13 protein-coding genes are annotated in these 15,432 nt (G+C 62.9%); 10 read left to right on the top strand and 3 right to left on the bottom strand.

All coding sequences use genetic code 11. From position 1 onward, the window contains the following. The first annotated feature begins 239 nt into the window (after nt 1-239). On the top strand, nt 240-1,871 hold the full coding sequence (gene ybaL / locus ACB037_RS05460; RefSeq protein ID WP_043155825.1) for a YbaL family putative K(+) efflux transporter: 1,632 nt from the start codon (nt 240-242) through the stop codon (nt 1,869-1,871). A gap of 98 nt (nt 1,872-1,969) precedes the next feature. On the opposite strand, the gene ACB037_RS05455 is transcribed toward ybaL, so the two are convergent. Continuing rightward, nucleotides 1,970-3,271 carry a sigma 54-interacting transcriptional regulator gene (locus ACB037_RS05455; protein WP_371174999.1) on the bottom strand — a complete coding sequence of 434 codons (1,302 nt, stop codon included), beginning with the start codon at nt 3,269-3,271 and terminating at the stop codon, nt 1,970-1,972. Between the two features lie 346 nt (nt 3,272-3,617). On the opposite strand from ACB037_RS05455, the gene ACB037_RS05450 reads away from it, so the two are divergent. From ACB037_RS05450 to ACB037_RS05430, 5 genes are all read left to right on the top strand, one after another. Further along, the gene (locus ACB037_RS05450; RefSeq protein ID WP_234888028.1) at nt 3,618-4,196 is read left to right on the top strand and encodes a hypothetical protein; all 579 of its coding nucleotides are present in this window, start codon (nt 3,618-3,620) and stop codon (nt 4,194-4,196) included. 187 nt (nt 4,197-4,383) lie between these two features. Continuing rightward, nucleotides 4,384-5,343: a hypothetical protein gene (locus tag ACB037_RS05445; RefSeq protein ID WP_081331937.1), complete on the top strand. Its 960-nt coding sequence runs from the start codon at nt 4,384-4,386 to the stop codon at nt 5,341-5,343. 52 nt (nt 5,344-5,395) lie between these two features. Then, complete coding sequence (locus ACB037_RS05440; protein WP_371174998.1) at nt 5,396-6,073, top strand: C39 family peptidase; 678 nt, start codon at nt 5,396-5,398, stop codon at nt 6,071-6,073. 7 nt (nt 6,074-6,080) lie between these two features. Then, nucleotides 6,081-6,740 carry a hypothetical protein gene (locus tag ACB037_RS05435; protein WP_010673556.1) on the top strand — a complete coding sequence of 220 codons (660 nt, stop codon included), beginning with the start codon at nt 6,081-6,083 and terminating at the stop codon, nt 6,738-6,740. Nucleotides 6,741-6,803: 63 nt separating this feature from the next. Then, complete coding sequence (locus ACB037_RS05430; protein WP_041213311.1) at nt 6,804-8,003, top strand: transporter; 1,200 nt, start codon at nt 6,804-6,806, stop codon at nt 8,001-8,003. 100 nt (nt 8,004-8,103) lie between these two features. Here ACB037_RS05430 and ACB037_RS05425 read toward each other — a convergent pair whose 3' ends face one another. Together ACB037_RS05425 and puuR are read right to left on the bottom strand one after the other, a co-directional pair. Continuing rightward, nucleotides 8,104-9,381 (bottom strand): FAD-binding oxidoreductase, encoded by a 1,278-nt coding sequence (locus ACB037_RS05425; protein ID WP_045523899.1) that lies wholly within the window; start codon nt 9,379-9,381, stop codon nt 8,104-8,106. A 49-nt stretch (nt 9,382-9,430) separates the two neighbouring features. Beyond that, nucleotides 9,431-10,039, bottom strand: a complete 609-nt coding sequence (gene puuR, locus ACB037_RS05420) for an HTH-type transcriptional regulator PuuR (RefSeq protein ID WP_029314011.1) — start codon at nt 10,037-10,039, stop codon at nt 9,431-9,433. 309 nt (nt 10,040-10,348) lie between these two features. On the opposite strand from puuR, the gene ACB037_RS05415 reads away from it, so the two are divergent. The 4 genes from ACB037_RS05415 to ACB037_RS05400 all read left to right on the top strand — a co-directional run bounded on the left by ACB037_RS05415 (nt 10,349) and on the right by ACB037_RS05400 (nt 15,048). Further along, nucleotides 10,349-11,812: an NAD-dependent succinate-semialdehyde dehydrogenase gene (locus ACB037_RS05415; protein WP_371174997.1), complete on the top strand. Its 1,464-nt coding sequence runs from the start codon at nt 10,349-10,351 to the stop codon at nt 11,810-11,812. 232 nt (nt 11,813-12,044) lie between these two features. Next, nucleotides 12,045-13,334 carry a 4-aminobutyrate--2-oxoglutarate transaminase gene (gene gabT / locus ACB037_RS05410; RefSeq protein ID WP_042014742.1) on the top strand — a complete coding sequence of 430 codons (1,290 nt, stop codon included), beginning with the start codon at nt 12,045-12,047 and terminating at the stop codon, nt 13,332-13,334. Between the two features lie 233 nt (nt 13,335-13,567). Then, nucleotides 13,568-13,705, top strand: coding sequence for a hypothetical protein (locus tag ACB037_RS05405; protein WP_164882979.1), 138 nt, complete (start codon nt 13,568-13,570; stop codon nt 13,703-13,705). Beyond that, nucleotides 13,705-15,048, top strand: coding sequence for an APC family permease (locus ACB037_RS05400; RefSeq protein ID WP_041214747.1), 1,344 nt, complete (start codon nt 13,705-13,707; stop codon nt 15,046-15,048). Before ACB037_RS05405 ends, ACB037_RS05400 begins: the two co-directional genes overlap by 1 nt. Nucleotides 15,049-15,432 lie beyond the last annotated feature (384 nt).

Here is a 15,432-nt window from a genome sequence, read left to right as displayed (position 1 = left end):
TTTTCACCCAATCGCAATGCATTAAAGACGCTTTTCATTAAAACCAACGCAGAAACTGGAACAGTGTTGCTCATGGCATATAAATGCATTATTTTTCAATAGAAACGGCATCTGTTGCCCTCAAGATTTCCCCTTGATACGGCCAACTTCTGTCTCTTTCGCCCCCTGCTCATTGACAGCTGCCCTCTTCGCCTTCGGGTGATCTGGTAGCCCCTGACTGCCATTAGCGAGGTGACGACATGGACCACTCACTCCCCCTTATCACTACCCTGGTAGGCGGCCTCGTGCTGGCCTACCTCTTCGGCATGCTGGCAAGCCGCCTGCGCATCTCCCCCATGGTGGGCTACCTCGCGGCTGGCGTGGTATGCGGCCCCTTTACGCCGGGCTATGTCGCCGATCTGCGGCTCGCCCCCGAGCTGGCCGAAATCGGCGTCATCCTGCTGATGTTTGGTGTCGGCCTGCACTTTTCCGTGAAAGACCTGCTGTCGGTGAAACACATCGCCATCCCGGGAGCCATCGTCCAGATAACCCTTGCGACCCTGCTCGGCCTTGGCCTCTCCCAACTGCTCGACTGGACCGTGACCGCCGGCCTGGTGTTTGGCCTGGCCCTCTCCACCGCCAGTACCGTGGTGCTGCTGCGCGCCCTGGAGAGCCGCGGCCAGCTCGACACCAACGAGGGACGCATCGCCATCGGCTGGCTCATCGTGGAGGATCTGGTGATGGTGCTGGCCCTGGTACTGCTCCCCATCCTCGCCAACCTGCAGCAGGGGGGCGAGGCACTGACCCCGGCCCAAGTGATGGCGGATATCGGCCTGACCCTGGCCAAGGTGGCTGCCTTCATCGCCCTGATGGTCATCGGCGGGCGACGCCTCATCCCCTGGCTGCTGGCCCGCACCGCCGCCACCGGCTCCCGCGAGCTGTTCACCCTGGCCGTCCTCTCCTGCTCCCTTGGCATCGCTTTTGGCGCCGTCAAGCTGTTTGGCGTCTCCTTTGCCCTCGGCGCCTTCTTCGCCGGCGTCGTGATGAACAGCTCCCATCTGAGCCACAAGGCGGCCAACGACACCCTGCCCCTGCAGGACGCCTTCGCCGTGCTCTTCTTCGTCTCCGTGGGCATGCTGTTCGACCCCGTCATCCTGCTGCGCGAGCCCCTGGCCGTGCTGGCCACCCTGTTCGTCATCGTGATCGGCAAATCGGTGGCCGCCTTCGCCATCGTGCGGCTCTTTGGCCACAGCCAGCGCACGGCGCTGACCATCTCCGCCAGCCTGGCCCAGGTGGGGGAGTTCTCCTTCATCCTGATGGGTCTCGGGGTCATGCTCGAGCTGGTCCCCGGGGTCGCCCGGGATCTGGTGCTGGTCGGCGCCTGTTTCTCCATCGTGCTCAATCCGCTGGTCTTCAACCAGGTGGAGCGCTGGCTGAGGCGCCATCCCGAACCACGCACCGATGGGTCACCTCACCTCTGCCCCTTGCAGGGCCATGTGGTGGTAGTGGGCGCCGACGAGATAGGCCAGCACCTCATTCGGCAGTTGCATGAACAAGGCAGGGAGATGGTGGTGATCGACACCGACGAGCGACTGCTGGCCCCCTGGCGCGCCATGGGAATCACCTGTCTGGCGGGCCATCCCATCCAGCAGGATCTGCTGACGGCGGCGCTGCCCAACGCCAGCTGGCTGCTGATCACCCTGGATGACAGCCTGCTGGCCGGTGAGATAGCCATCAGGGCGCAGGAATACGGCGCCCTGATGCGCATCGCCGCCTGTGCCCACCAGCACGAGGAGGTGCATCATCTGCGCGTGCGCGGCGTGCATCAGGTGGTCAAGAGCGAGGAGGAGGCTGCGCGGCGACTCTGTCACCTCGCCATGGAGATGGCCTGAAGCTCATCGGAAGTAACGAGTCCCCACGACGGGGCCAGACAAGAAGCCCGGGCCTGCTGCCCGGGCTTTTTGCATGACGGGGCGATACTGCCGTCCCCTCACAGCAGATCGTGCTTGTCCAGCAGGCGATAGAGGGTGGCCCGGGAGATATCGAGCGTGCGGGCCACCTCCTCGAGCTGATCGGGGAAGCGGGCCAGCGTCCGTTGCAAGGCCTGACGCTCCGCCGCTTCGCGCACCGCCTTGAGCGAGCCGTCGAGCAGCAGGCTGTCCATGTTGGTCAGCTCCATGTCATCGGCTTCGATGAAGGGGCCGCTGCACATGACCACTGCCCGCTGAACCCGGTTGCGCAGCTCCCTCACATTCCCCGGCCAGCCATAGGACTGCATGGCCTGGCGCGCCTTGCGGGTGAAGCTGAGCACCCGCCCGCCCCGCACTTCCGCCAGAATGTCATCGGCAAGGAGCTGGATGTCTTCCGCCCGCTCACACAAGGCCGGGGTGCGCAGGCGCACCACGTTGAGCCGGTAGTAGAGATCCATGCGAAAGCCGCCGCTGGCCACCGCCTGCTCCACATCGATATTGGTGGCCGCGATGATCCGCACATCCACACGACGCGTCAGGTGGCTGCCCACCGCCTCTATGCACTGCTCCTGCAAGAAGCGCAGCAGGGTTGCCTGATCCTCCAGTGGCAACTCCCCTATCTCGTCGAGAAACAGGGTGCCGCCATCGGCGGCCTCTATCTTGCCTATCTTGTGGTGCTGTGCCCCGGTGAAGGCCCCCTTGACGTGGCCGAACAGCTCGGACTGGATGAGCTGATGGGGCATGGCCCCGCAATTGACCGCCACGAAAGGGCTCTCCTCCCCGAACGTGCTGTAGTGCAGCTCCCGGGCCACCAGCTCCTTGCCCGTGCCGCTCGGTCCCGTCACCAGTACGGGCAGGCGGCAATGCTGCAACCGCACGATCTGGTCGCGCAACTGGCGGATGGGGGCGCTCTCCCCCTGGATGAAACGAAGCTGGGGTTGCAGTCGGGGGCGGTGTCGCCGGATGAGGCGCGCCATCCCCAGGGCATGTCCCAGGCTGTGGGAGAGCCTGTCTCTGTCCAGGGGAAAGGTGTGAAAATCATGAAAACAGGCTGCCAGCAAATTGCGAAGGGCTTCGCTGGCGAGACAGTCCCGCTGGATGAGGCCGATCCACAAGGCGCCGGAGTGCTGCGCAATCAGGTTGTAGAGGGCTTCGTGCTGCTGATGCTCGATCACCACCAGCACCAGGGGATAGTCCTTTTCCTGCAGTTTATTCTCTGCCACCACCAGGGAGCTTGCCTGCTCCACCTGCCACTCGCCTTGTTCCAGCAGGCTTTCCAGTACGGCACATGAATTGATGAGCAACAATGCCGTTTCTGTCATAGGGACAACTCCTTGTTATCGCCACTGCACGAAGGAGTCTGACGACTTGTCCAGATAACTCCCTTTATCATCAAATGGCGCCATTTAATATGGCCAGACGATGATAACTATAAACCATCCCGCCTTTAGATTGATGGCACCACAATATTGAGACAGCCAAATTATCCGTGAGAAAAAATAAATCCATTGATAAATAAGTGCTTACTTCACGACATAATATGTCGCTCTCAATATTGAGACGTAAAAACAATTATATCAAATAAAAAACAACTAAAAATCATATGGTTGTAAATTGGCATGGTCGTTGCTCTCTCCAATAAGCCCTCCTGGCATATGGAGACAGAACATGAAAATATATATTGCATTGGCAGCATTTCCTTTTCTGGCATTTGCCCCCCCCTCAATGGCGCAAAACCGGGTCGATCTCGGTGCTCAGGCATTGAGCAATATTCGTGGTTCCATGGGCGTCAATATGGTTGCCGGCAATAACAACCAACAAGGCAATCTTGCCGCCATCGCCATTTCGGGTCCGGCCGTCATTCAATTTGGTCAGCTGAATCAATCCACCACCAATCTGAACGGCAGCCAGAGCGTCGCCATCCTGGGCTCGGCCCTGAGCCAGAACCGGGGACTGGTCGGCATCAATCAGGGGGCGGGTGAGGGCAACCAGCAACTGAACGCCTTCGCCCTGTCCCTCGATGACAGCGGCCTGGGTGTCGTGACCGACATCAATCTCAGCTCCAGCGTCGCGAAGACCCCAGGGGGAAAGCCCCCCGCCAACACCACTACCAGCATCTATCTGGATGACACCGCCCTCACGGGCAGCAAGGGGGTCATTCAGGTGAACCAGGTCACGGGACAGGGAAACCAGTCAGTCAACATGGTTTCCCTGCCCCTGGCTGGCGCAGTAACGGCATCCCCATGATGCCGCAGGGATAGGAAGCCAGGCCCGGGGGTATCAGCCGATGGGCATATCTTCCGCTGAAAGTTCAATGGAGAGACTCATTATGCGTGGACTTATTTATAGCTCATTAGCCGCCGCGGTCATCATGGCCATGTCGGGCACTGCATCCGCCGATTACCGCGGTGACAGAGATGAGACAGGGGCAACCTTGACCAAGAAGGTCAAGGCAGAAGTCGATGTGGAATACGAAGGCAGGGTCAATGTCGGCGGCTACATCAACGTCAACAAACTCGGCATGGCCGTCGTGGACAACCAGCAGTCCAGTTCCATGATAGGCACCGCCAATACAAGAACGGAGAACACGAGCAAGATCGACGGCTCGTTCAAGGGTGCATCCGGTAACATCGGCGCCAACGTCGCAGCCGGTGACTCCAACGTACAGGGCAACAGCGCTTCCCTGGCCGCCTATGACGAGGTCGATGCCGAGTTCATCATGGGTCGTGGTCAACAACAACATGGCGCCCCTGGCGGATCGTCGGATGCCGAGGTCTTCTCCACCCAGAGCGCCAGCAACAACTGGACGACCAATCACGGCCATCAGAACAAGGCCGGTGTGGGCGATGGGGCCTTCAAGGATGCCGCAGGCAACATCGGGGTCAACGTGACCTCGGGCTCGGGTAACGTCCAGGCCAACAACATGGCAGCGTCCGTGTCCACCGGCAACATGGCCGTGGCCACCGTGGCCAACAGCCAGAGCGTCTCCAAGAACATGACCGAAAACCAAAGCCTGAGTGCAACCAAGACGGTTGACAAGGCGGGTGTGTTCCTCGGTCTCAAGGCTTGGGGCGATTACGAGGGGGGCGGTACCGGTCATGATGTCAAGAAAGGACATGACCACGACAATGACAACGACAGGTACGGCAACAACAACCCGAAAGATGATGGCAAGTTCGAGTTCAAGGAAGAGGGTGACATCAAGCTCAGTGGGTACGCCGTCGGGTATATTCCCGTGGTCAACACCTACACCAGCCGCGAAACCTTCAACCGGGCAACCATCGATGGCGGCGCCTTCAACGGTGCCGTGGGCAACATCGGGGTGAACGTCTCCTCGGGGACCAACAACCTGCAAGCGAACAATCTCTCGCTGGCCGCAGGGTTTGCCAAGTAAGACGATGCGAGGGGGCCCAGTGCCCCCTTTTTCCCTGACACTGGAGGTCTGAATGCGCTGGCTGTTGCTGTTGCTGTGCTGTCCTGCCGTCTGGGCGGGCTCGGTGCCACTGGGAGAGCATCTTCCGGCGCTGGGGGATCTCAACAAACCGGTGCAGAGCATTCTGGAGCGCCGGTACGCCAACATCGAGCGCCAACATACGGATTTCAGCTGCGGGGCCGCCGCCGTCGCCACCATCTTGCGCTACGCCTACGGCCATGCAACCAATGAACGCTGGGTCATGGATGGCATGCTTGCCATGGCAGACCCGGAGCAGGTCAAGCACTACGGCTTCTCCATGCTCGACATGAAGCAGTACCTGCAAATACTCGGCATGCGGGTCAGAGGGTATCGACTGGGCGATGAAAAACTGCGCCAGGTGAGGGTGCCCACCATCGTCCTGCTCAACATTCGCGGCTATCAGCACTTTGCCGTGCTGCGGGCCATCGATCGCCACGATCGCGTCTATCTGGCAGACCCGGCCCTCGGCAACCGGGTGATCACGTTCAAGGAGTTCAAGGAGAGCTGGAACGGCATCCTCCTCGCCGTCATCGGCGCGGGCTATCGTCCCGATGCCCCCCTTGCCAACCCCTCTCCCCCGCTCTCTGTCAGAGGCAAGGATGGGCTCTTCGCCCCGGTCAATGAAACATCCCTGCTGGAATTCGGTTTTCAGCACAAAGAGCTAATGTGAGGTCATCATGAATACCCGACCCGCCCTATGCCTCCTCTGCAGCCTGGGTGGCATCGCCTCTCCGCTGCTGGCAGCACCGGACCCGCTGGCCCATCTGTCAGACCACTTTGCGCCCGAACTGGCGGACGGGGAGCTGGCCCACCTGCGCGGCCGCTATGTCAGCAGCCATGGCATCAGCTACTTCGGCATCGAGTTCATCTCGTCACTGACCACGGCCCAGGCCCAACAGACGGCGGCCATGAACCTGGCGCTGAGCATTGTGCAAAACAAACCCAAGCTGGATGTGCGCGTCAAGGATGAGGTCAAGCCCGCGGCCACGCCCGCCAAGGAGGCCCAGGTGCAGGGGGCCGGGCTGGTGCAGGTCGTTCAACTGGAGGGGAGCGGCAACAGCTCGGTCAACCAGACCGGTATTGAACTGACCACCCCGACCATGACGGGACACCTGGTTCAGGCGGGCAGCTACGAGCACCAGGGCGATCTTGGCACCGCCACTTATCGGGTCTCGGGGAATTATGCCGGCTTGCAACTACACTCTTCCGACGGCCGGGTCCTGCTGGAGCAGAGCCTGCGCGGTACCGACTTCAGCCGGGGGCTGCTGCAGTTCAACAAGGTCAGGGGGGACGGTTTGCAGACGCTCAATCAAACCCGCATCTGGTTTTCGCGCTGAGAGCAGGTGAGTTCCCGGGGCTGAACTATAAGAAAGGATGATAAACAACAAGGACGTATCCCGATGAAACAGTCTCGCATGCTGTTGATTGCCCTCGCCCCCTTCGCCTGCTGGGGGGCCACGGCCGAGGAGGAGGCCCTGCAACAACAGCTGGATCTCCTGCGCCAGCAACTGATCCAGCAAAACCAGGCCCTCCATCAGCTCCAGGCTCGCCTGGAGGCCGTCAAGGCCGCCGGTGCCACGACGGCAACCGCCGGGGTCGGAGCCGGGGCCGCCGTCGCCTCCACCCAGCAGGACGCCTCACGGCGCACGCCGGAGGTCGGCCGCAGTACCGAAGACCTGATGATCGAACAGCACAATGTGTTCGACCGCGCCCTGACCGTCGATGTGGGCCTCTCCTATCAGCACTACAACCGCAAGGATCTCGCCCTGCGCGGCTTCCTCGCCCTGGACGCCATCTTCCTTGGCGAAATCAACCTGGATCGGGTGCGCTCCGATCAGTGGACGGCGGATGTCATCACCCGCTACACCCTCAACGATCGCTGGCAACTGGAGCTGGCCCTCCCCTACATGTTCCGCAACACCAACTACCAGAGCACCGGCAAGGAGAACTCCAGCCGCGACTTCGAGGAGCAGAGCGTCAGCGATGGCGGTCTGGGGGATCTCAGCCTCGCCATCTACTACAGGGTCATGGCCGAGAGCGAGGATTGGCCGGATCTGGTGTGGAACTTCCGGGCCAAGGCGCCGACCGGCAAGGATCCTTACGGCATCGAGATCAACACCTCGGAATCGGGCAACCTGGTGACCCCCAAGGAGCTCGCCACCGGCAACGGGCTCTGGCAGCTCTCCACCGGCTTCTCCCTGGTCAAGACCATGGATCCCGCCATCCTGTTTGCCAGCCTCAACTATGGTCACAGCCTCAAGCAGGACTTTGACGATATCTCCTACCAGCCCGGCAACCAGCCCGGCAGCATCCAGCTGGGGGACTGGTATGAATATGGCCTGGGGGTCGCATTCGCCCTCAACGAACGCTTCAGCCTCTCCTTCAACATCAACCAGCGCGTCACCATGGAGTCCGAGCAGGGGTCCGAAGGCTTTGCCATGGAGAAGGTCACCGGCTCCGATGCCAACGCCGCCAGCTTTGGCATGGGGTCGACCTGGGCCATCACCGACAACCTCTCCATGGCGGTCAACTGGTCTGCCGGGCTCACCACGGACGCACCGGACTACACCATCGGGATCCGCTTCCCCTACCGCTTCTAGCCCCGTCAGGGCCCCGGCAGGTTGACGACAAAAAAACGAGGGAGGCATAACGCCTCCCTCTTCTTGTTGCCGCCAGCCTGCCTGGCGGGCCACCTTGTCATCACACCCCCAGGCGATCGCGCAGGGTGTACCAGGCGGCGCCGGCGGCGGTGAAGGGGATGCGCAGCAGGCGGCCACCCGGGAAGGGGTAGTGCGGCAGCCTGGCGAACGCATCGAAGCGCTCCGCCTGACCGCTCAGCACCTCGGAGAGCAGCTTGCCCGCCAGATGGGTACAGGTGACGCCGTGGCCGCTGTAGCCCTGCATGTAGTAGATGTTGTGACCGATGCGGCCAAACTGCGGCAGGCGCGACAGGGTGAGCAGGAAGTTGCCGGTCCAGGTGTACTCCACCTTGACGTCTTTGAGCTGGGGGAAAGTCTTGAGCATCTTGGGGATGATCAGCCGCTCGATGTCCGCCGGATCCCGCGCGCCATAGACCACGCCGCCGCCATAGATGAGCCGGTGATCGCCGGAGGTACGGTAGTAGTCGAGCAGGTAGTTGCAATCCTCCAGACAGTAGTTCTGTGGCAAGAGTGAACGGGCCCGCTCCTCTCCCAGCACTTCGGTGGCGATCACCTGGGTGCCGCAAGGCATGCTCTTGCTGGCCAGTTCCGGCACCAGATTGCCGAGGTAGGCGTTGCCGGCCACCACGATAAAGCGTGCCTTCACCGCCCCTTTGGCGGTCTTGACCAACGCCGGCTGACCCGGAGTAATGCTGGTGACGGCGGACTGCTCGAAGATAAGCCCCCCCTGCATGCGGATGGCTTCCGCCTCCCCCAGCGCCAGATTGAGAGGGTGAATATGGCCGCCGCTCTTGTCGAGCAGGGCGCCGACGTAGCGATCGCTCGCGACCACCTCGCGCACCCCCTTGGCATCGAGCAGCTCCAGCTGGTCGTTGCCCCACTTCTCCCAGCGCGCCTTCTGCGCCTTGAGCTCGTGCAGCTGCTTCTCGGTCTCGGCGGCAAAGACGCCCCCCTCCTGCAGATCGCACTGGATGTTGTAGCGCTTGATCCGCTCGCGGATGATCTGGCCCCCCTCAAACAGCATGGAGCCGAGCAGCCTGGCCTGATCCGGCGGGCAGTTCGCTTCGATGGTGTCGATGTCGCGGCTGTAGGAGTTGACGATCTGGCCGCCGTTGCGGCCGCTGGCGCCAAAGCCGACTCGCGCGGCCTCCAGCACCACCACCTTGTACCCCTTCTCCACCAGATGCAGCGCACTGGAGAGGCCGGTGTAGCCTGCGCCTATGACGCAGACGTCGCACTCCAGCTGCTCGGTGAGCGTGGGATAGGGCGCGTGTTTGTTGGCACTGGCTGCGTAGTAACTCTTTACATGTTCGGTCATGATCCCTGTTTCCTTACCGGTTCGTTTCCAACACAACGGGTTGTTCACATTAAAAGCTGGCCGGGGTGTGGGCGCTGACGATGCGGCAGACCTGCCCCGAGGGATTGCTGAAACTGTGGGGCTCGCCGGTGTCGATGACATAGCTGTCCCCGGCGCACAGTTCATAGGTCTGGCCGGCCAGGGTCAGCAGCACCGACCCTTCCAGCACGGTCCCCACCTCTTCCCCCTGATGCTTCACCACGCCGCCGGTGTCGGTGCCGGGGGCATAGGTCTCCAGCATGAAGCCGAGCTGGCGCCGATTGTTGCCGTTGTGCACCAGCTTCATGGAGACCCCCTGGCTGCCGAGCTCGATGAGCTGCTCCGCCTTGATCACCACGCTGGGCGTGCTCGCCACCTCCTCTTCGGCGAAGAAGCGCGACAACGGCAGCTCGTAGACGCTCAGCAGCTTTTGCAGGGAGGCCACCGAGGGGCTCACCTTGTTCTGCTCTATCATGCAGATGGCGCCGTGGGTCAGGCCGCTCAGCTCCGCCACCCGGCGCTGGGAGAGCCCGAGCTCCCTGCGGATCCGGGCAAGCCGCTCCCCCATGTTTCTCTCGTGCTCCGCCAGGGGGTTGTCCGTCATGGTCCGCCACCGGACCTCGCCACGGGATTGCTCCATCGCCCACCTCCTTCCATGGTCATTCGAATACCTGGGGCCGACTGGTCAATATAGTGAGTCAGGCACGTCAGCCCCGTTCACTATCCTGCACAACCCAGAGCGTTCATTATTTTGCACACCCTGCGCAATGAAAACCGCTACAATCGCGCTAACAGCCCCATTTCTAGCATGTGACGCCCAGTTCACTCAAATATATTTAACACTTGAAAAACATTTCGGCTCATTTTATGGTCGTTACGTGCTTATTATTCTATACGGCGGTGCCCACATAAACGCGCCACCCAGACCCACTATCGAGGCCCCTTACATATGTCAGCATCACAACCTGCTCTCTCCCTGATCAAATCCCTGGCCTATGTCGACGGCCGCTGGTGCGAGTCCCTGGGCGGGCGCCGGTTCGAGGTCCTGAACCCGGCCACCGGCCAGGTCATCACCCAGGTGCCCGACATGGACGGGGAGGATACCCGCCTCGCCATCGCGGCCGCCCACGCGGCGCAACCCGCCTGGGCGGCCCTCACCGCCAAGGAGCGCAGCAGCAAACTCTACGCCTGGTTCGAGCGCATCATGGCCAACCAGGAGAAGCTCGCCCGCATCATGACCTGCGAGCAGGGCAAGCCGCTGGCGGAAGCCAAAGGAGAGGTGGCCTACGGCGCCAGCTTCATCCAGTGGTTCGCGGAAGAGGGCAAGCGTGCCTATGGCCGCACCATCCCCGGCTTCTCCGCCGATCGGCGCCTGGCCACCATCAAGCAGCCGGTGGGGGTCGTGGCCGCCATCACCCCCTGGAACTTCCCCATCGCCATGATCACCCGCAAGGCGGGTCCGGCGCTGGCCGCTGGTTGTACCATCGTCATCAAGCCCGCCGCCGAAACGCCCCTCTGCGCCCTGGCGCTGGCGGTACTGGCGGAGCTGGCGGGCATTCCCGCCGGGGTCATCAACATCGTCACCTCCCATCAGGCGAGCGCGGTGGGCAACGAGCTGTGCAGCAACCCCGTGGTGCGCAAGCTCTCCTTCACCGGCTCCACCCGCATCGGCAAACTGCTGATGCGCCAGTGCGCCGACACCATGAAGCGCCTCTCCCTGGAGCTTGGCGGCAACGCCCCCTTCATCGTCTTTGACGACGCCGACCTCGACGCCGCCGTGGCCGGGGCCCTGGCGTCCAAATACCGCAACGCCGGCCAGACCTGCGTCTGCGCCAACCGCATCCTGGTGCAGGCCAGCGTCTACGACGCCTTCGCCGAGAAGCTCGCCGCCGCGGTCAAGGCCTTCAAGGTGGGGGACGGCATGGGCGAGGGCGTCCAGATCGGGCCCCTCATCAACCCGGCCGCCGCCAGCAAGGTGGCCGAGCTGGTGCAGCAATCGGTCGCCGCCGGTGCCCGGGTGCTGGTGGGGGGCGACGCCCACCCCGCCGGTCCCCTCTTCTATCACCCCACCATCCTGACCGGGGTCACCCGGGGCAACCCCATTCTGGACGAGGAGATCTTCGGGCCCGTCGCCCCCCTGGTGCGCTTCGAGACGGAAGCCGAGGCCATTGCGCTTGCCAACGACACCCCCTATGGCCTGGCCGCCTACTTCTATGGCCGCGACATCGCCCGGGTGTGGCGGGTGGCCGAGGGGCTCGAATACGGCATGGTGGGGATCAACGAGGGGATCATCTCCACCGAACTGGCCCCCTTTGGCGGGATCAAGGAGTCGGGACTGGGCCGGGAAGGGGCGGCCGAAGGGCTGGAGGAGTACCTGGAGACCAAATACCTCTGCTTTGGCGGCATTCGCTGAGGAAAATGAAAGGGCAATCGCATCGTTAAAACAGATGCGTTATGACACAGCCCATCGCTTTTACAGATAGAAAGAGGGGGTCGCCGGTCACGACCGAGCGCCTTGTGGGCCCTGAGGGCACGCCCGGGGCCCCCTTTTGCGAACAGGCCGCCCTGCCCGAAGGCAGTTGGCGGCACACATATGGCCAGATGGCACAGGAACAGCGGGGGCCCATGCCCCTCAGGGAGGAAAGATGAGTCATTCAAGCAACAACCAGCAGTGGCAGGCCCGCCGCGAAGCGGCCGTGGTCCAGGGGGTCGGCACCCTGCTGCCGGTCTTCATCGACCGGGCGCACAACGCCGAGCTGTGGGACGTGGAGGGCAACCGCTACATCGACTTTGCCTCCGGCATCGCCGTGCTCAACACCGGCCACAACCACCCCAAGGTGGTGGCGGCGGTGCGCGAGCAGCTCGAGAAGTTCAGCCACACCTGCTTCCAGGTCACCCCCTACTCCGGCTATATCGAGCTGGCGGAAAAATTGAATGCCCTGGTGCCCGGCCCCACCCCCAAGCGCACCCTCTTCCTCTCCACCGGCGCCGAGGCGGTGGAGAACGCCATCAAGATCGCCCGCGCCCACACCGGTCGCAGCGGCACCATCGCCTTCAAGGGGGGCTTCCACGGCCGCACCATGATGGGCATGGCCCTCACCGGCAAGGTGGTGCCCTACAAGACCGGCTTCGGCCCCTTCCCGGGGGAGGTCTATCACCTCCCCTTCCCCGCCGACTACCTGGGAGTGAGTGAAGACGATGCCCTGGCCGCGCTGGATCTCTGCTTCAGCGCCGACATCGAACCCACCCGGGTGGCCGCCATCATCATCGAGCCGGTGCAGGGGGAAGGGGGCTTCTACCCCGCCTCCGCCAGCTTCATGCAGCGCCTGCGCCAGGTGTGCGACCAGCACGGCATCCTGCTCATCTGCGACGAGATCCAGACCGGTTTCTGTCGCACCGGCAAAACCTTCGCCACCGAATACAGCGGTGTCGAACCCGACATCATGACGCTGGCCAAGAGCCTGGCCGGCGGCTTCCCGCTCTCTGCCGTGGTGGGCAAGAGCGAGGTGATGAACGCCGCCAAGCCCGGTGGCCTGGGGGGCACCTATGCGGGCTCCCCCATCGCCTGCGCCGCCGCCCTGGCAGTGCTGGAGGTGATCGAGGAGGAGCGCCTGAACCAGAAGGCCCTGGCCCAGGGGGAGCAGATCAAGGCACGCCTGCACCAGCTGGCGACACGGTTTGACTGCATCGGCAACATCCGTGGCCCCGGCGCCATGGTGGCCATGGAGCTGGTGAAGGAGGGAGATGCCGCCAGACCGGACCCGGATCTCACCAAGCGGCTGGTGGCCGAGGCGGGCAAGCGGGGGCTGGTGCTGCTGGCCTGCGGCGTGCGTGGCAACGTGATCCGTTTCCTCGCCCCCCTGACCGCCCCGGCGGCCATCGTCGACGAGGGACTCGACCTGCTGGAGCAGGCTCTGTCCGCCTCCCTGGCCTGATCCGGAAGACCGCGTTCGCCCACGTGCAAAAAAATGCGTTTTTGCTCCCTTGATATGCTTGTCAAGGGGGCATCACGAATGCACAATGCGCCGCCGTATTCAAGGACCGTCCGCTCATCGGAGCCCGGTTCTTTTTTTGCGCCAAACAAATCCATAACGAGGCCGGAACAGACCGGAAATGATAACGAGGTGGCACGCCATCTCACGACACCCGCTTCTTAGTGAGGAACTCCATGGGGCATATCATCGCTTTCCTGCCGGCCCGCGCCGGTCTGCGCCATCCGTCCGCATCCCGGACTGGCGCCCCCACCGTGCAGGATGACCTCACCGTCAGCCTGATCCCGTCAGCCAGCCTGCGGGGGATCGCCTGATGCACCCGCACCCCGCCGGTCTGAAAAAAAGCCTGAAACTCTGGCACGTGGTCATTATGGGGCTGGCCTATCTCACCCCCATGGCGGTGTTCGACACCTTCGGCATCGTCACCGAGATCACCGAAGGCCATGTGCCGACCGCCTACCTGCTCGCCCTCATCGGCATGCTGTTCACCGCCATGAGCTACGGCCACCTGGTGCGCAAGTTCCCCTCGGCAGGCTCCGCCTACACCTATGCCCAGAAGGTGTTCCACCCCTATGTAGGCTTCATGGTGGGTTGGGTCTCCCTGCTCGACTACATGTTCATGCCCATGATCAACATGCTGCTGGCCAAGATCTACATGGAGGCCCTCTTCCCCGGCGTGGCCCCCTGGACCTACATCCTGGCCCTGGCCGCCGTCATGACCTTCCTGAACCTGCGGGGCATCAAGCTGGTGGCGAACTTCAACAGCCTGATCGTCATCATGCAGTTCAGCATCATCGCCGTCTTCATCGGCCTCATCGCCTGGGGCGTGAGCCACGGCGAGGGCCTCGGCACGGTGGCGAGCAGCCGCCCCTTCTTCTCCGAGCAGATGCACATCAATCCCCTGCTGACCGGCGCCTCCATCCTCTGCCTGTCGTTCCTCGGGTTTGACGCCATCACCACCCTGTCGGAGGAGACCCCGAACGCGGATCGGGTGATCCCCCGGGCCATCGTGCTCACCGCCCTCATCGGCGGCGTGCTCTTCATCTCGGTCTCCTACTTCCTGCAGCTCTTCTTCCCGGACATCTCCCGCTTCCAGCAGCCGGATGCGGTGCTGCCGGAGATCGCCCTCTATGTGGGCGGCAAGCTGTTCCAGGCGGTGGTGCTGGTCTGCACCACGGTGGCGGTGCTCGCCTCGGGGCTCGCCTCCCACGCCGGGGTGTCGCGCCTGCTCTACGTGATGGGCCGGGATCGCGCCCTGCCGAGCCGTGTCTTCGGCTACATCCACCCCACCTGGCAGACCCCGGCTCTCAACGTGCTGCTGGTGGGCATGCTGGCCCTCTCGGCGGTGGCCTTCGATCTGGAGATGGCGCTGGCGCTCATCAACTTCGGCGCCCTGGTGGCCTTCACCTTCGTCAACCTGGCGGTGATTGCCCACTTCTATCTCAGGCTGGGCCACAACAAGACCCTGAAGGATCACCTGCTGTTCCTCGCCCTGCCCCTGTGCGGCGCCGCCTGCATCGGGGTGCTCTGGCTCAACCTGGAGCCCGCCTCCTTCGAGCTGGGGCTGATCTGGGCCGCCCTCGGCGCCATCTACCTGCTGCTGCGCCTCACCGTGTTCCGGGTCCGCCTCGGCCGCCCCGAGCAGGACGCCTCCTGAGCAAAACCGGCGCCCCCAGGGCGCCGGTTTCACATGGCGGCAAAGCAGGACCCCGTCTGATGACAAGGTTGTCATCGACTTTCCGGCAGCGGTGGCGAAGTGATCGCTCACGGGGGGAACAAATTCCCCGCTGGCGGCCTTTTTCGCTTGTCTCCTCCCCCCCCTGAGGGCACAATACGGCGCCCCTTGAGAGCCGATGTTTCAACAACATCGGTTCTTTGCTTTTCTGGGGCACACCACCATTCACCAAGAGGCCGGCCATGTGCCGGAATTGATACCCAGATTGCCAAGCAATCTCCCGACGTTGTGAGGAAAAACATGGGGCATTTCACTGCTTTCCTGCCGGTCCCCGCCGGCGTGCGCCACGCATCTGTGCCACAGATG

This window comes from Aeromonas sp. S19(2024) (assembly GCF_041402625.1).
Lineage (GTDB): Bacteria > Pseudomonadota > Gammaproteobacteria > Enterobacterales > Aeromonadaceae > Aeromonas > Aeromonas caviae.
Note: the sequence above shows the minus strand (reverse complement) of the source record. Positions and strands in the feature narration are given on the sequence as shown.